Origin of the sequence: Marinobacter sp. VGCF2001 (assembly GCF_049943275.1) — a bacterium.
In the GTDB taxonomy this organism is placed as follows: domain Bacteria; phylum Pseudomonadota; class Gammaproteobacteria; order Pseudomonadales; family Oleiphilaceae; genus Marinobacter.
Genome location: NZ_JBNFVX010000001.1, coordinates 251,915 through 267,764, shown reverse-complemented (window position 1 = coordinate 267,764; position 15,850 = coordinate 251,915). Strand labels below are relative to the sequence as shown.

Sequence of the window (15,850 nt, the reverse complement as noted above, 5' to 3'; positions counted from 1 at the left end):
TGGCCCCATTGGTGCCTCCGCAACATGAAACCGTGAACCCGGTCAGGCCCGGAAGGGAGCAGCCGAAGCGGTGGATGTGTGTGCCGGAGGATCGCTGGTGGGGTCACCCCCAGATTTCTCTCCCCCTTTTCTGTTGCTCTCCCATATCTTCGACGCTATGTGATGCCTGGCGGCTTTGCTGTGTTTTCGTGTCTTCACGACGCTCCCTTGGAGAGGGTGATAGCGGCTTCTTCTCATTCCGCGTCCATGCTAGAGTTACCATCATTTTTCAGAGCAGTTGACGGATCATGAGCTATCAGGTTTTAGCCCGAAAATGGCGCCCCCACACCTTTGAAGATATGGTGGGACAGGAGCACGTGTTGCAGGCGCTGATTCATGCCCTTGAGCACCAGCGACTGCATCATGCTTATCTGTTTACAGGCACACGGGGGGTGGGCAAAACCACGATTGGTCGTTTGCTGGCCCGGTGTCTTAACTGTGAAACGGGCATCACTGCGAAGCCTTGTGGTGAGTGTGACAGCTGCCGGGAGATACTTGAAAACCGCTTTGTCGATCTGATCGAAATTGATGCGGCATCCCGCACCGGCGTCGACGATATGCGGGAACTGACGGATAACGTGCAGTATGCGCCGACTCGCGGTCGCTACAAGGTGTACCTCATTGACGAGGTGCACATGCTGACCAATCAGTCGTTCAATGCCTTCCTGAAAACCCTTGAAGAGCCTCCCGAGCACGTCAAGTTCCTGTTGGCCACAACAGACCCCCAGAAGCTCCCGGTAACGGTGCTTTCCCGTTGTCTGCAGTTTAACCTGAAGCGCATGACTCCGGAGCACATCGTCGGACATCTGAAGCACGTGCTGACGGAAGAAAAGATACCTTTTGAAGAGCCGGCATTGTGGCTGCTCTCGCGGGCTGCCGACGGCAGTATGCGGGATGCCTTGAGCCTGACTGACCAGGCGATTGCCTTTGGCAATGAGAACCTGGCGGCCAGTGATGTCAGCAAGATGCTTGGCACCATAGACCAGCGTGATATTCAGCGCATCGTGAACGCACTGGTCGAGCGCGACGGCCCGGGGTTGCTCTCTGAAGTGAATCGCATTTCCGATTTTGCTCCGGATTACGGTGTGATTCTGTCCGATATGCTCTCCTTGTTCCATCGGGTGACCATGGAGCAGGTTGTGCCGGGTAGTGCAGATAATGCCATGGGGGATGCCGCGCAGGTGCAGGAGCTTGCCCGCCGGCTCAGCGCTGAAGACGCACAGCTGTTCTACCAGACCGCGCTGATCGGCCGCAAAGATCTGTCGGTCACTCCGGATGCCCGCATGGGCTTTGAGATGACGCTGCTGAGAATGCTGGCCTTCCGGCCGGGTGCCGATCGGCGTGAGCCACCGGCACTGGCCTCGGGCGGAGGTAAAACGGGCCAGGCCGAGTCAGAGCCCGAGCCCGGCCCTGCGCCGGAAAACGCTACCGTTCCGGCCACTGACACTGACACTGCCGCGGTCGCGGAGGCCGAACCCGAACCCGAACCCGCACCACAACCGCCGGTCGCTGATGAACCGCCGCCCTGGGAGCCTGAGGATGATGGCTTGCAACCGCAGGCCGACAGGATTCCGGAGTTGGCACCGTCTGATGAGTCCCCGGTTGATGAGGCTCCGGCTGAACCTGAGCCATTACCTGCGGAGCAGCCGCCGGAAACGCCTGTTACGGCGGATGCAGCGCCGCAGGCCAGCCCTGAATCTCAGCCGCCAGTATCCGAAGAGGGATTTGTCTGGGAGCGCGATTTCCGCTCTCTCGGTATCACCGGAATGCCGGGGAATCTTGCCAGTTATGCCTGTATGCACAGAGACGGCGATGCCATCGTATTGACGCTGGATGATGGCCACGCCCGGCTGCTGAACACCCGGCATGAAGAAAAAATCCTCGCGGCCTTGAGATCACGCTTTGGTGACGCCACACAGTTGAGAATAGAGCAGGGTGTGCCAGGGGATCATACGCCGGCGGCCTATGAAGAGCGCCAACGCGCGGCCCGGCAGAAAGCGGCAGAGGAATCTATCCGGCATGACCCTCTGGTAAAAAGCATCGTGGAACGATTTGAAGGGCGGGTCGTCGAAGAGAGTATCCGTCCCGCAGACACAGCCAGGAGATAAGTAGATGATGAATAATATGGGCGACCTGATGAAAAAGGCCCAGCAAATGCAGGAGCAGATGCAAAAGGCCCAGGAAGAGATCGCCAAGGCGGAGGTGACCGGAGAAGCCGGCGCAGGCCTGGTAAAAGTCACCATGAATGGCCGGCATGATGTGCGCAAGGTCGACATCGATCCGTCTTTGTTGTCTGAGGATAAAGAGATTCTCGAGGACCTGTTGGCGGCGGCGGTGAACGATGCGGTACGTCGGGTTGAGGCGAACCAGAAAGACAAGATGTCCGGCATGATGTCTGGCATGGGCGTGCCGCCCGGCTTCAAAATGCCGTTCTGAGCGGGCCTGCCATTGATTTTTAAGGAGTAGTCATGGCCTTCAGCCCTCTGGTTGATGAATTGGTGGAATCGCTCCGGTGTTTACCGGGCGTTGGCCAGAAAACGGCACAACGCATGGCCTTCCAGTTGCTGGAGCGCGGGCGCTCGGGTGGCACCCGGCTGGCCGCAGCGCTGAATCATGCGATGGATGGCGTGCGCCGTTGTGACAGTTGCCAGAACTTTTCGGACACCGAGATCTGCCAGATTTGTGAAAAGCCGGAGCGCCTCAACGGCACCTTATGTGTGGTCGAGAGCCCCTCAGACTTGCTCGCCATTGAGCAGGCCGGCGATTACAAAGGCAGTTATTTTGTCTTGATGGGGCATCTGTCGCCCATCGATGGCGTGGGGCCGGAAGAAATCGGCATCGAGCGCCTGCTGAGCCGCGTGCGCCAGGAAGGTGTCACGGAAATGATTTTGGCGACCAATCCCACGGTGGAAGGTGAGGCAACGGCTCACTACATCGCGGATCGCCTGGATGGCCAGAACATTCTGATTACCCGTCTGGCTCACGGCATTCCCGTGGGTGGCGAGCTGGGATATGTCGATGGCTTTACACTTACCCATGCATTCCGGGGTCGAAAACCCCTGTCTGAATAAGCTTCCAGGTTCTGTTTATGACCCAAACCTCCCCGGCTGTATCAATTCCCCCGGCGCCGGACAGCGTTCACTGGCTGAAAACGCCACAACAGTTGAATCAATGGCTGGAAAGTCTTGAGCCAGGTCTGCCTGTAGCCCTGGACACCGAGTTTGAACGGGTCTCCACCTTTTACCCGATCCCCGGCCTGGTTCAGTTAGGCGCGAACGGTGAGTTCTGGCTGGTCGATCCGGAGGTTGCCGAAGCGTCAGAGGCGTTCCGCGCCATGCTGGCGGATGACGCACGGGTAAAGCTCCTGTACGCAATGAGTGAGGACCTGGAACTGTTTCGTCACTGGTTGCAGTTAGAGCCGGCCGGCATCCTGGATTTGCAGATTGGCGCGGCACTGGCGGGTGCCGGTTTCTCCGTTGGCTATGCGCGGTTGGTCGAGACCCTGTTTGGCGAAACCCTTGATAAGTCCTGCACACGTTCTGACTGGGTGTCGCGGCCGCTAAGTCCAAGTCAGGAACGCTACGCCCTCGACGATATCCGCTTTCTGGAACCGCTTTATGAATGGGTTAAAACCAATCTTCGGCAGCGTAAGCTGGAGCAGGCCCTGGCGGATGAGTCCCGTCGATTTGCCAACGAAGCAGCAACCCAGGAAGATGCCGGGCAGCACTACCTCAAGCTTCGCGGCGGCTGGGCCCTGAATCCGGAGCAACAGGCCGTACTCAAGGCGTTGGTTGCCTGGCGTGAACACGAGTGCCGAAGAAAGGACAGGCCCAGAAACCGGGTGCTCAATGACGGCTTACTGATTGCTATTGCGGAACAGTTACCAACCTCTGCCGCGATGATTCGGGATGTGCAGGGTGTGCCTGGTGGTTTCGTCAAACGTTACGGCGAACATCTGGCCGAGCTGGTGCAGAGCGCCCGGGATGCGGATCATGCCGGGCTTGAACTAATCCCCCGGCCCCTGAGCCGAGATCAGCAGGCACTGTACAAGCAAGTAAAGCGTTACTTTAGTAACGCTGCCGAACAGCATGATATTCCAATGGAATTACTGGCGCCGAGAAAGCGCATAGAAAAGCTGATCCAGGACGGTACTTGCAAGGGGCAGGAATTTTTTGAGGGCTGGCGCGCAGCGATCATCGCGCCGGTAAGGCAAGATATAGAGGAACTTCTCAGCCAATGACTGACCGCGAATTCGTATCGGTGTTTCGCAGTAGCAAAAAAAACGACACATACCTTTATGTTCGCCGAGGGCAGAACTGGCAGGAGTTGCCGGACGCCTTGAGGAGCATCTTCGGCCAGCCCGTCCACTCGATGGATCTGTTGCTCACGCCAGACAAGAAGCTGGCGCGCACCAGTGGCGAGGAAGTTCTGGCAGCCATCGCGGAAAAAGATTTCTATTTGCAGATGCCGGAAGAGCAGGACACCTACATCGTGGACTTTAAACGCAAGATTGAGCAAAACCGCAAATGATTGCCCAGATTCCCTTCTGGCAGCGCAAACGGTTGGCGGAAATGACCGGGCCGGAATGGGAATCCCTGTGTGACGGTTGTGGTAAGTGCTGTCTTCAGAAACTGGAAGATGAGGACACCGGGGAGGTTTACCATACCAACCTGGCGTGTCGTTACATGAACCTCGAGACCTGTGGCTGCTCGGTCTACGAACAGAGATTGGAAAAAGTGCCGGGGTGCACAGTCATCACGCCGGGCACGATCAATCACTACCATTGGTTACCGTACACCTGTGCGTATCGTACCCTCGCCGAAGGAAGGCCTCTGCCGGACTGGCACCCATTGCGCAGCGGCGACCCTGAAACCGTTCACAAGGCGGGTGTGTCTGTGCACGGAAAAGCGCGCTCCGAGGAGGGCGTTCCGGAAGAGGATTGGGAAGAACATATCATTCACTGGATTCTGTAATGATCGATTCGGATGCATCTTTAGCCTACGGGATTTTCTGGGCAGCCTACGCGGTTGCCTTTGTTGTGTTTTTTTACATGATGAAATCGCTGTTTCGAATAGTGCCGTTTTATGGCCTGCGGACACTGCTTTTGTCCGCGTTGGTTGTGCTGTTGCTCACGCCCGTTGAATCGCCCGACGTTATGGGTTGGTGGATTCCCGGCTGGCTGTTCGCAGGCTATGAACTGATTCTCGACAATACCGAGGCAGCCAGTCTCGCGCTGGTCAATTTCAGTCTTGCCGCTATTGTCATGTTACTGGTCTGGATACTCGATCTTGTTCGGTACCGATTGGTGCGCAAATAATTGGATTCTGAAAAAAACAAAAGATAAGGGCGCATTTTAATGGAACGGTTCAAACACGCCTGGGTGGCTGCAGTTTTCCTGCTGGTTTCATCGCAGATATCGGCACAGGAGCCAACGCTGTCGATGCCCGGCACTGCAGACGTCCGCATTGTGGTGGATATCTCGGGGTCCATGAAAGAGACCGATCCCCGGAACCTTCGCCGGCCAGCTGTCCGGCTGCTGGCGCGAATCCTGCCCGAGGGGGCGAGTGCAGGCCTGTGGACCTTCGGGCAATACGTGAATATGTTGGTTCCCTATGGTGTGGTCGACCCGGCCTGGCGGGACACCGCGATAGAGCGCTCTGAACAGATCAATTCCGTTGCCCTGTACACCAATCTTGGGCTTGCCATGGAAAAGGCCGCTGATGACTGGTTGTCTGGCGGCACGCTGGAAAACACTCATGTGATTGTCCTCAGCGATGGCAAAGTCGATGTGCCGGGCAGTGCGGAGGTCAGTCTGGCAGAGGAGCGCCGCATTCTCGGGTCGCTCCTGCCGGCGCTCAAGGTTAAAGGCGCTACCATTCATACCGTGGGGCTCTCTGAACGGGCCGATATACAGTTTCTTCGGGAACTTGCCAGTGAAACCGGAGGCAGCTTTCAGCTGGCGCAGTCGGCGGAAGCGCTGAATCTGGCGTTTGCCAATGCCTTGAACACGGCTGTGCCGCAGGAACAGGTCCCGATTGAAGGAAATGGCTTTGCCGTCGATGAGGGTGTCAGTGAATTTACCGCGCTGATTTTTGCCGGGCAGGGCGCTTCAGACACCGAGCCTTTGGCGTTGTCAGAGCCTGGTGGAGAGCCGTTTACTCGTAACAATACGCCGGAGAACGTCCGCTGGGCGTCTGAGCCAGGTTATGACCTGATCACCGTAACTGAACCGGCAGCCGGCCGCTGGCGTATTGTTGGCGACCTCGGCCAGGGTAGCCGGGTGACGGTGGTCAGCGATTTGCGTATGGCGGTGAATCCGATTCCGGCAGAGTTCTCTGAAGATGAGCCGTTGTCCATCGAGGTGGCTTTTTTCGAGGATGCAGAAAAAATCACCGGCTCTGACTTCCTCTCGGTAATGGACGTAACTTTATCGATTACCGCCAGCGATGGCCGGCAGGGCACCAAGTCGCTGTCGCCAGAGGCGCCGCCCGAGGACGGGGTGTATCGCGATTCGGTACCGAAATTGCCGGCACCGGGGCGTTACCAGATTGATGTCGTTGCGGACGGGGGTACTTTCTCGCGCAAGTTCAGTGCAATGAGCAGTTTTGTGGTGCCGGGTGAAGAGCCGCCGCTGGAGGTTGTTACCGAGCCCATGGTTCCGGACCTCTCGGAACAGGTTGAGCCACTGCCGGATTTTGATAATGAGCCCGGGTCCGAGGAGACATCGCCGCCCTCTGCCGGTGAAGACAATGAAACGCCTGAGGTGTCGGAGCCGGAGCCGGCCGCCGAGCCAGTACCCGCACCCGCACCGGAGCCGGTCAGTGAGGCGGCAGCGGAGCCGGCGTCTGACCAGCCGGAGCCGGAAAAGGGAATGCTGTGGGGGGTGCCGGTCTGGGCCTGGGGTGCAGGCGCGGCGGGCCTGGTCGCCGTTGTTGGTCTTGGCCTGTTTGCCTGGCGGCAGAAAAAAGCGAGGGCCGAGCAGGAGCAGGCGGCAGCGGCTGAACGGGAAACTCTGGATGATCTGGCTGCTGTAGCGGAGGAACCGCCTGTGGTAGAGCCGGAGGCGGAACCTGAAGAAGCGCCGGCTATAGAAGAACCGGAACCGGAGCCAGAAGCCGCTCTTGAGCCGGAACCAGAACCGGAGCCGGAACCAGAAACAGAGCAGGAGCCGCCGGAATTACAGGAGCCCGAGCCTGAATCGGTACCGGAGTTGCCCGCAGACGACGAAATAACCAGTGACAGCGCCGGGGAAGCCATACCGGAAGTCACCGATGAACTGGTCTCAGAGGAAGTCAAAGCGGACGAGACAGATATTCCGCTGGCAGAAGACCTTGTGCCCTCTGAGGCAGAGCCTGACGCATCAGAGGCCGATGATATTGGCGAATCCGAATTCGACATTGATGATGACGAGTTTGGTCTGGAAGATTTTGACCTGTCAGAGTTCGATGATTTGCCCGATTATGACGATCCGTCCTCGGACCCGGAAAAGCCCGGGTCGACAGAAAACGACGAAGAGAAGCCAAAAAAGTAACCAACAGGAACCAGACACATGAAGTTTACCGGCACCGATAAGTACGTAGCCACCGATGACCTGCAAATGGCAGTGAATGCAGCGATCGCGCTGCAACGTCCGTTGTTGATCAAGGGCGAGCCCGGCACCGGTAAAACCCTGCTGGCCGAAGAAATGGCCGCGTCGCTGGGAATGACACTGATCCCCTGGCACATCAAGTCGACCACCAAAGCCCAGCAGGGCCTGTACGAATACGATGCCGTATCCCGCCTTCGTGACTCCCAGCTTGGCGACGAGAAGGTCAAAGACATCAGTAACTACATCGTGAAGGGCAAGCTCTGGGACGCTTTCGAAGCAGATGAGCAGGTTGTTCTGTTAATCGATGAGATCGACAAGGCGGATATCGAATTCCCGAACGATCTGTTGCTCGAACTGGACCGCATGGAGTTCTTTGTCTACGAAACCCAGCAGTTTGTCAGAGCGAAAAAGCGGCCGATTGTGGTGATTACCAGTAACAATGAGAAGGAACTGCCGGACGCGTTTCTTCGCCGCTGCTTCTTCCATTACATCAGTTTCCCGGATCACGACACCATGAAGAACATCGTGGATGTGCATTTCCCGGATATTCAGCAACAAGTGGTACGTGACGCACTCGAAGTATTTTTCGACGTACGCAAGGTACCGGGCCTGAAGAAAAAACCGTCGACCTCCGAGCTGATCGACTGGCTCAAGCTGTTGATGGCTGACGAATTGTCTGCGAAGGCGCTGCAGGAGAAGGACTCCAGCTCGGCTCTACCGCCACTCTACGGTGCTCTGGTGAAGAACGAGCAGGATGTACACCTGCTGCAGAAGCTGGCTTTCATGGCGCGTCGCCGAAACTGATCACTGAAAAGAGCTCTGCTTTATGTTGATCGATTTTTTCCTCGAAGTACGGCGGGCCAGGGTGCCAGCCAGTCTGCGGGAATTTCTGGATCTGCTGGAGGCCATCCAGCAGCGCCTGGCTTTTGCAGACATGGAGGAGTTCTATTACCTGGCCAGGGTCTGCCTGGTCAAGGATGAGCGGCACTTTGACAAATTTGACCGAGCTTTCCAGGCCTACTTTGAAGGCATTGAAAATCTCGATGACCTGCTCGAAGCGTTGATTCCGGACGACTGGTTGCGGGCTGAGTTTGAAAAACATCTGACCGACGAAGAGAAAGCGAAAATTGAATCCCTCGGTGGCCTGGAAGAGCTGATCGAGACCTTCAAGAAGCGCATGGAAGAGCAGCAAGAGCGCCACGCCGGCGGCAACAAATGGATTGGCACTGGCGGAACGTCACCGTTTGGCGCCAACGGCTATAACCCCGAGGGTTTTCGTATTGGCCAGAATAAAGGCCGGCACGGTCGGGCTGTGAAGGTATGGGAAAAGCGCGAATACCGGGATCTGGACGACAGCATTACTCTGGGGTTACGCAACATCAAGGTGGCCTTGCGCCGTTTGCGAAAATTTGCGCGACAGGGTGCCGCAGACCAACTCGATATGGACGACACAATTCGTTCCACCGCGCGCAACGCCGGCTATCTCGACCTGAAGATGGTGCCCGAGCGGCATAATGCCGTCAAAGTACTCATTTTCTTTGACGTGGGTGGGTCAATGGATCCTCACGTGCGGGTTTGCGAGGAGTTGTTTTCGGCCGCTCGTCTTGAGTTCAAGCACATGGAGTATTTCTACTTCCACAACTTTCTCTACGAAAGTGTCTGGAAGAACAATATCCGGCGCATGAACGAGACCATGAGTACCTGGGACATCCTCCATAAGTACACTCCGGACTACAAAGTGATTTTTGTGGGCGATGCCACCATGGCACCCTACGAAATTACCCATCCGGGCGGGTCTATTGAGCACTGGAATGAAGAAGCCGGGGCGACCTGGTTCCAGCGCGTAAGCGAGCATTTCAGAAAAGTGGTGTGGCTCAATCCGTTGCCCGAGAGTTACTGGGGCTCGGGTGGTTCACTGGGCATTACCCAGCAATTGGTCAATAATCATATGTATCCGCTGACCATTGAAGGCCTTGAGTCCGCCATGAGGCAGCTGAGTAAATAAAAAAAGCCGATGCGGTTGAGAGCATCGGCAAAGCTCGGCATATTCAAGCGGGTTGTGCCTGATCAGGCCGCCCGCCAACCCCGGTCTAGCAAGGCCGGGGCCACCTTTCCTGTTAATTTATATATTTCAAAGCTTTATCCTTCAATTGGGAGCGCAGCTGATTGTTCCCAATGGCCCCCTCTGTGCGCGTCTGTCAAATTAGTCGACACTTTTTCGATGTAACCTTCCCTCAAATGCCAATTTGGTGAATTGGATACCGTTCTTGGTTGTGAGCGGGTGTTACCCTTTATTTCGAAATGTTACCTGAGCCGCGCAGTCACGCGGCCCGGCAAGGCAGAAAAGTGATGTTCGGCAGACAAAAAACACAAAAGTGCCGGATTGCCCCAGGGATCAGGGGGCTGTTTATATCCGGAGTTATCGTAGCCATATTTTCGGCAACGTCCCATGCCTCCTCGCTGGAGGAGCAGATAGAGCGTCTGAGCGCCGACATTATGAGGCACTCGGCACGCGTGAATGCCGTGGAGCAGAGATTGCTTCATCCGGTGAATACCCGAGTGGCCGTTTTTCTCTCTCTGGCGAACAGGCAAGCTCTGGAACTGGATTCGGTAGAGCTTTTTGTCGATGACCAACCGGTAACAGCCCATCTGTACGGTGAGAATGAGCGCAATTCTCTGGCCCAGGGCGGCGTACATCAACTGTTCCTTGGTAATCTGGCAGACGGCCAACATAGCCTCAAAGCGGTCATTAACGCCCGCGCTTCAAACAATCGTTTCGTCCGTCGGGAAATCACCCACCAGTTCCGGAAAGAGCCCGGAGCCTTGCGCCTGCAGATGACGCTGAGTGCCCAGGCCCCGGATTACGAACCGGACGTTTCATTTGTCGAGTGGAAATAACCGGCCATGAACGGGCGAACGTATCCGTTATTGCACAAGTGCATGATTGTTATGGCTTTATTCGGCGCAGGATTGGCCGCGCCAGCGGCCAGCGCTCTGGATGGCCAGTTGGCTACCGGTGTTGTCCGCTTTTCCCTTGATACCGGTGAGCCCGCCAGGGTTGCCGGCCTGGCTGCGGCACTTGAGGGCGAATCTGCAGATTACCTCCGGGCCAGATGGTTGCTGTCTTCAGGTCAGAAGGAGAAGGCGCGTGAGGTTTTCAGGGGTGTGTTCGCCGGAACGACCCATCGTGGCGAAGCGGCATTGGCTCTGGCGGAAATGGCTCTGCACGACGCCGACGCTGCGGGTGCCGAAAAATGGTATCAACAGGCTCGCCAAACCGGTTATGGCGAGGTCGTTCAGAAGGCCTTGCTTGGCCTGGCTGAACAGGCGCGGAATCAGGGCAAGACCGATGCAGCAGGGCAGTACCTTGCCCGCATGGACGATGGCTACTGGGCTGCTGTCGGGTACATGAATCTGGCTGCGGATTTCGCCCGGGATGACGTTAATGCATCTCGAGGTCTGGTAGCTTTGCGAGTTGCCATGGCGATGGCGGCGAAAGACCAGGCACCGGAGCGAAGCCGGGCACTTCTCGACCAACTCAACCTTCGGGCCGGTTACCTCGCGCTTGGCGATGAGCAGTACGACAAGGCGATTGATTTTCTGGAGAGGGTCTCCCTCGACAGTTATCATACGCCACAGGCTCTGTACCTTCATGGCCTGGCCCTGTCAGAGAAAGGTAACCATCGGGCTGCCATGCAGAGCTGGCATCGTGCCAAGAAATTTCCCCTGGCCTTCCCCGGCGTAGCTGATGCCTGGATCGGGATGGGGCGGGGCTATGATTTATCCGGGTATGCCGGGCAGGCCGGGGAATCCTGGCTTGCGGCCAACGCTGCTTATGAGAGCGAACGTGTCACCCTGGGCAGTCTTGCAAAGCGGATCAGAGAGCAGGGTGCTTATAAAACGCTGGTACAGGATGCCCGAAATAACGATCTGCAATGGTTTCTGGCAGACAGTCGAACGCTCACACAACCCCGGTTGGCCTATCTGATGCGCTTCATGGAAGCGCCTGATGCCCAGAACGCTGTGCGCCGGGTGGCACAGCTGGATGAAATGCTGGCTGTCCTTGATGAAAACAAAGCGAATCTCACCGTGTTTATCCAGGCACTGGAACGGGTGTTGCACTCATCCCGCAAAGAAACCCGCGATACGGAAAAGAGCGAACTCATCAGGCAGCAGGCAAGCCTTGAGGCTCGCCTGGATCAGCTCCTGGCAAAAGCACCTGCGTCTGTTCAGGGGGCGGCACTGGATCGGCTCCAAGAGACGCTCTCTGTATCGGGCGATCGGCTGGCCGCGCTCACTCAGCGTATCGCGAGGCAGCCGGAGCGTTTGAACAGTATTTTGCGTGAAGCCTCTGCCGTGAGAGATTCCACGGAGGGTCTACAGCAAAGGGCGCTCACGCTCAGGCAGCAGGCCGCTCGCGAGCTGGATGCGCAGGCCCTGGCGTTTGTGGAGGGGCAATCCCGGCGGATGACGCACGCCCTGGATAAAACAGAACAGCAGATTGCGCATCTTTACGAATATCTGGCGCTGGAAAATCTCGGGGAGGGCACGCCGTGATCCTGGTTTTTTCGCCGAAGATCCCTGTTGGTCTGCTTGCCCTGGTTCTGATTTTGGCTCCGATACCCGCTGCTGCACAGGAATCCTTTCGTGTTGAGTTGGGTCGGGATGGTGAAACCCTCGGGGATATGCGGCCGGTCTTTCTCAAGTTCGAGAGCCGGCCATTACCCGCGATTTCACCGCGCGAGGTGGCCCGCCGTTACCAGAAATTGTTTGAATCCTCAGATGAGCCGGAAGTTCGGGTTGATGCCCTGAATCGACTGAATAATATTCGTGATCGCTCCGGCGAAAACGTCGGTTTTTCCCAGGAGCAGGAAACGGCAATCTACCAGGAGGTGCTGGGTAGCTATGAAAATATCCTGGCCAAAGGCTCTTTCTCCGGGCGTCTGGATGAGTTGCTTTACCAGATGGCCAAGGCTCACGCGCTGACTGGTCAACCCGAACAGTCTATTGCCCGACTAAAGCAGCTGGTTGGCCTGTATCCACGGTCCGAGCTGGTACCGGAAGCGCGCTTTCGCATTGCCGAGGCTGCTTTCTCGGCAAACCGCTATGCCGAGGCGGAGACCGGTTATCGCCAGTTACTGGACGATAGCAGTCGTCCTGAGCTGGCGGACAAAGCCCGATATATGCTGGGCTGGAGTCAGTTCAAACAGGGCCAGGCCGCCTGGAACCGTGCCGCACAAACGTTCATGACCGTTCTCGACCGGCAGCTACCGGATTCAGCTTCGCTGAACAGTCCGCCCGCGTCAGCGATGGATATGCTTGAAGACACGTTTCGGGTGCTGGCACTGATGGCTTCCCGTAAAAACAACGCTCAGACCCTCAGCACCTGGCTGGCCGACCGGGAATCGTCGCCATGGGTGCATCTTCTTTACGATCGTCTCGCAGACCTGCATTCGGTAGAGCGTCGATACGAACAGGCGGTCGCCGTCAACGACGTCTATATTTCGGAGTACCCCGGGCATCCTGCAAGCCCGGACTTTCTTGCCCAGAGCGTGACGTATTGGCAACTTGCCGGCGACCCGGCCCAGGCACTGGCGGCAAGAGAGCGCTATGTGCAGCGTTTGGGGGATGACGCCCGGTTTCGTGTGCTGGCCATACAACAGCAAGCCCTATGGTCACAGTACGCCCGCTTTCTGGCAGAGCATCATTATGCGATGGGCTCTGAGCTTGCCGGGCGGAATGAAACGCTGGCCGCCAGGGCTTCATGGGCCCGGGCTGCGGGTTATTACGAACAACTGGCACCCCGCTCACCGCAAACCGGCGAGTTTCTCCATCTGGCGGGTGATGCGCGGTTACTGGCGGGTAATCGCCCAGAGGCTGTTCAGAACTTTCGTTCTGCAGCGTATGACCATGTCCACCAGGGCTCTGATGATTCCGCCTGGGCAGCCATCCGGATTGCCCGGCAGAATCTTGAGGCAACTCCAGCTGCAAGCCGGGCCGAATTGCTGGGCGCTCTGAGTCAGGCCGAGCAGCGTTATGGCAAGTCGTTTGGGCCGGATGCACGTTTGTCGGGCTTGCGCGCCGATCTTGCCAACCGGTGGTATGAAACCGGCGAATATGACCGGGCTCTCGAATATGCCCGAAGTACCCTGGAGTGGGGCCAGGCGAAGCCTTCCGAGCAGTACGCGGCCTGGTTGGTAACGGCACGTATTCGGCAAAACAACGGAGAATACGGGCTGGCCGAAAGGGGCTGGCGGCAAGCAATCCGCCTGGCCGAGGTGGTTAGCCAGGAATCCCGTGCCGAAAAGCATACGCTGCTCGAGCAGCTTGCCACGGCCATTTATAAACAAGGTGAAGAGGCCGCGCTCAAGAGTGACACAACCCTCGCTGTGGCACATTTTCAGCGAGTCGAGGGCGTTCTGCCCGGCTCTGAGATTGCCGTCAGGGCCCGTTACGATGCGGCCAATACGCTGCTCCGCGCCTCCGACTGGCTGTCCGCCATTAACGAGCTCAACCGGTTCCGTTCCGATTATCCGAAACACGATTTGACCCCTGACATCAGTGAGAAACTGGTCCTTGCTTACCAGGAATCCGGCCAGGGTCCGAAAGCCGCAGAGGAATTGCTGGATCGGGCCGAGACACTGGCTGCCCCATGGCCGGAACGGTTGCGTGCCGCGTCGATTTACCATGACGAAGGCGACGATGCGTCCAGAAACGCTCTGTACAAACGCTGGCTTGCGGTGGCCTCACAGCCGGCCTCTGCTCAGGAGCACCTGCAACATCAAACAATGCGCTGGCGCCTGATTACCTCGGGTGAGTCTGTGGATGCCATGCGCAATCAGCTTCTGATTCAGGAAAGCGACAGTCAGTGGCATTCCGAAGAAACACTCCGCTGGGCGGCAGATTCTGCACTTTATTTCGGGGTTCGGGCTGTTGATCGATTTACCGGAATTGCTCTGGTACATCCGCTTGAACGTTCCCTGGCAAAAAAACAGGCCGCCATGAAACAGGCTCAGGATTACCTGCAGCAAGCGGAGTCGTTTGCCGGAGAGCGTGTCCGTTCCGAAGTTTTGTATCGTCGCGCTGAACTGTATCGCACGCTGGCCTCTGATTTGATGGCGTCCGAAATGCCCGCAGAGCTCAACGACATGGAAACCATGCAGTATCAGATGTTACTTGAAGAACAAGCCTTCCCCCTCGAGGAAGAGGCGATGGCCTTGCACGCCCGCAACCATGCACGTATTACCGACGTCGGTTTTGATGACTGGATTCAGCGCAGCCTGGATGCTTTGGCCACCATGCATCCCGGCCGTTACGACCGGCAGCTTCGCTGGATGAGCTGGTCGACCGATGTCAGCCAGGGAGGATCGTGATGGACCGTTATCCGGTATTGCTGGCTTCCCGCCTGTTGGTGTTGTTGCTGATGGCGGGGCTGGCCGGCTGCGCATCGAACGCGCCGGCGCCCGAAGAGACGGCTCCGGTTTATCGGCCCGAACAGTCAAAGCAATGGGCGCAGGAAGGTCGGCAGGCTCTGGAGGCCGGCCATCGGGAGGTGGCTTTGACAGCCTGGCAAAAGTCGTTGGCGGCGAACCCCGCCAATGCAACCGTGCGCAATAATCTGGCATTGCTGCTGAAAGAACAGAAACGTTTTGATGAGGCTGCACGGTTGCTGCAGGCCGGGCTTGCGGTTACCCCAGAGGTTCCGGACTTGCACTATAACCTGGCTGTGATCTCGGAACTGTACCTGCTGGATCTGGATACGGCCCTTGAGCATTACCGGCAATATCAGGCTCTGGCAGATGATGACAGCCAGAATGTAGCCGGCTGGATTGCCGATCTCGAGAGGAGATTGCAATGACACCCGCAACGCTCTGCCGCTGCCGAAACCTGCTGGTAATCCTTGCCATGTTGCCCCTCGGGGCCTATGCCGAAGAGCGGGGCGGTTCGCCCGCTGATATCGACCAATCCATGTTCGAGGTGCGTGGATTGTCGGCCGGGCCGGGAGAAGATGATCCGAGAATTCTCTACATATTGCCCTGGCAAACGCCAACGTTGCCGCGGCGCCCCAGAACGGAACTCAATCAACAGGCACCGCAGCTCCTGCAGGCGGTGCCTCAACCGGTACTGGAGAATCACCGACAGTTCCGCGAGACCCTGAACCCGCTTGTACTGGGGCCAGTCCCTGTAGCAAGGCCGGCCACAGCCGATGACTCACAACCGTAA

The 15,850-nt window shown here is 57.4% G+C and carries 15 protein-coding genes and 1 other RNA gene; all 16 read left to right on the top strand.

The window, feature by feature from the left end; translation table 11 throughout:
* Positions 1-6 precede the first annotated feature (6 nt).
* The 16 genes from ffs to ACP2AU_RS01140 all read left to right on the top strand — a co-directional run bounded on the left by ffs (position 7) and on the right by ACP2AU_RS01140 (position 15,850).
* An RNA gene (gene ffs, locus ACP2AU_RS01215) (signal recognition particle sRNA small type) lies at positions 7-103 on the top strand.
* Between the two features lie 184 nt (positions 104-287).
* Positions 288-2,147 carry a DNA polymerase III subunit gamma/tau gene (gene dnaX / locus ACP2AU_RS01210; RefSeq protein ID WP_426373946.1) on the top strand — a complete coding sequence of 620 codons (1,860 nt, stop codon included), beginning with the start codon at positions 288-290 and terminating at the stop codon, positions 2,145-2,147.
* A gap of 4 nt (positions 2,148-2,151) precedes the next feature.
* Positions 2,152-2,475: a YbaB/EbfC family nucleoid-associated protein gene (locus ACP2AU_RS01205; protein WP_426373945.1), complete on the top strand. Its 324-nt coding sequence runs from the start codon at positions 2,152-2,154 to the stop codon at positions 2,473-2,475.
* 32 nt (positions 2,476-2,507) lie between these two features.
* Positions 2,508-3,110 carry a recombination mediator RecR gene (recR, locus tag ACP2AU_RS01200; protein WP_426373944.1) on the top strand — a complete coding sequence of 201 codons (603 nt, stop codon included), beginning with the start codon at positions 2,508-2,510 and terminating at the stop codon, positions 3,108-3,110.
* Positions 3,111-3,127: 17 nt separating this feature from the next.
* The gene (locus ACP2AU_RS01195) at positions 3,128-4,279 is read left to right on the top strand and encodes a ribonuclease D (RefSeq protein ID WP_426373943.1); all 1,152 of its coding nucleotides are present in this window, start codon (positions 3,128-3,130) and stop codon (positions 4,277-4,279) included.
* A complete protein-coding gene (locus tag ACP2AU_RS01190; RefSeq protein WP_426373942.1) occupies positions 4,276-4,569 on the top strand; it encodes a YcgL domain-containing protein in 294 nt (97 codons plus the stop codon). The genes ACP2AU_RS01195 and ACP2AU_RS01190 overlap by 4 nt, the downstream gene beginning before the upstream one ends.
* Entirely contained in the window at positions 4,566-5,012 is a 447-nt protein-coding gene (locus ACP2AU_RS01185; protein WP_426373941.1) for a YcgN family cysteine cluster protein, read from the top strand. The genes ACP2AU_RS01190 and ACP2AU_RS01185 overlap by 4 nt, the downstream gene beginning before the upstream one ends.
* Entirely contained in the window at positions 5,012-5,356 is a 345-nt protein-coding gene (locus tag ACP2AU_RS01180; RefSeq protein WP_426373940.1) for a hypothetical protein, read from the top strand. Before ACP2AU_RS01185 ends, ACP2AU_RS01180 begins: the two co-directional genes overlap by 1 nt.
* Before the next feature lie 39 nt (positions 5,357-5,395).
* Positions 5,396-7,570, top strand: coding sequence for a VWA domain-containing protein (locus ACP2AU_RS01175; protein ID WP_426373939.1), 2,175 nt, complete (start codon positions 5,396-5,398; stop codon positions 7,568-7,570).
* Positions 7,571-7,588: 18 nt separating this feature from the next.
* Positions 7,589-8,431, top strand: a complete 843-nt coding sequence (locus ACP2AU_RS01170; RefSeq protein ID WP_426373938.1) for an AAA family ATPase — start codon at positions 7,589-7,591, stop codon at positions 8,429-8,431.
* 22 nt (positions 8,432-8,453) lie between these two features.
* Entirely contained in the window at positions 8,454-9,632 is a 1,179-nt protein-coding gene (locus ACP2AU_RS01165) for a vWA domain-containing protein (protein ID WP_426373937.1), read from the top strand.
* A 344-nt stretch (positions 9,633-9,976) separates the two neighbouring features.
* Positions 9,977-10,525: an AraC family transcriptional regulator gene (locus tag ACP2AU_RS01160; protein WP_426373936.1), complete on the top strand. Its 549-nt coding sequence runs from the start codon at positions 9,977-9,979 to the stop codon at positions 10,523-10,525.
* A gap of 6 nt (positions 10,526-10,531) precedes the next feature.
* Positions 10,532-12,184: a hypothetical protein gene (locus ACP2AU_RS01155; protein ID WP_426373935.1), complete on the top strand. Its 1,653-nt coding sequence runs from the start codon at positions 10,532-10,534 to the stop codon at positions 12,182-12,184.
* Positions 12,181-15,000, top strand: a complete 2,820-nt coding sequence (locus tag ACP2AU_RS01150; protein WP_426373934.1) for a tetratricopeptide repeat protein — start codon at positions 12,181-12,183, stop codon at positions 14,998-15,000. Before ACP2AU_RS01155 ends, ACP2AU_RS01150 begins: the two co-directional genes overlap by 4 nt.
* Entirely contained in the window at positions 15,000-15,485 is a 486-nt protein-coding gene (locus ACP2AU_RS01145) for a tetratricopeptide repeat protein (protein ID WP_426373933.1), read from the top strand. The genes ACP2AU_RS01150 and ACP2AU_RS01145 overlap by 1 nt, the downstream gene beginning before the upstream one ends.
* A complete protein-coding gene (locus ACP2AU_RS01140; protein WP_426373932.1) occupies positions 15,482-15,850 on the top strand; it encodes a hypothetical protein in 369 nt (122 codons plus the stop codon). The genes ACP2AU_RS01145 and ACP2AU_RS01140 overlap by 4 nt, the downstream gene beginning before the upstream one ends.

Excerpts from the sequence above, each read along its gene's own strand:
- ACP2AU_RS01165 (WP_426373937.1), top strand. The coding sequence starts at position 8,454 with ATGTTGATCGATTTTTTCCTCGAAGTACGGCGGGCCAGGGTGCCAGCC.
- ACP2AU_RS01195 (WP_426373943.1), top strand. The coding sequence starts at position 3,128 with ATGACCCAAACCTCCCCGGCTGTATCAATTCCCCCGGCGCCGGACAGC.
- ACP2AU_RS01170 (WP_426373938.1), top strand. The coding sequence starts at position 7,589 with ATGAAGTTTACCGGCACCGATAAGTACGTAGCCACCGATGACCTGCAA.
- ACP2AU_RS01155 (WP_426373935.1), top strand. The coding sequence starts at position 10,532 with ATGAACGGGCGAACGTATCCGTTATTGCACAAGTGCATGATTGTTATG.
- ACP2AU_RS01140 (WP_426373932.1), top strand. The coding sequence starts at position 15,482 with ATGACACCCGCAACGCTCTGCCGCTGCCGAAACCTGCTGGTAATCCTT.
- ACP2AU_RS01190 (WP_426373942.1), top strand. The coding sequence starts at position 4,276 with ATGACTGACCGCGAATTCGTATCGGTGTTTCGCAGTAGCAAAAAAAAC.
- ACP2AU_RS01175 (WP_426373939.1), top strand. The coding sequence starts at position 5,396 with ATGGAACGGTTCAAACACGCCTGGGTGGCTGCAGTTTTCCTGCTGGTT.
- ACP2AU_RS01145 (WP_426373933.1), top strand. The coding sequence starts at position 15,000 with ATGGACCGTTATCCGGTATTGCTGGCTTCCCGCCTGTTGGTGTTGTTG.
- ACP2AU_RS01185 (WP_426373941.1), top strand. The coding sequence starts at position 4,566 with ATGATTGCCCAGATTCCCTTCTGGCAGCGCAAACGGTTGGCGGAAATG.
- ACP2AU_RS01160 (WP_426373936.1), top strand. The coding sequence starts at position 9,977 with ATGTTCGGCAGACAAAAAACACAAAAGTGCCGGATTGCCCCAGGGATC.
- dnaX (WP_426373946.1), top strand. The coding sequence starts at position 288 with ATGAGCTATCAGGTTTTAGCCCGAAAATGGCGCCCCCACACCTTTGAA.
- ACP2AU_RS01180 (WP_426373940.1), top strand. The coding sequence starts at position 5,012 with ATGATCGATTCGGATGCATCTTTAGCCTACGGGATTTTCTGGGCAGCC.
- ACP2AU_RS01205 (WP_426373945.1), top strand. The coding sequence starts at position 2,152 with ATGATGAATAATATGGGCGACCTGATGAAAAAGGCCCAGCAAATGCAG.
- recR (WP_426373944.1), top strand. The coding sequence starts at position 2,508 with ATGGCCTTCAGCCCTCTGGTTGATGAATTGGTGGAATCGCTCCGGTGT.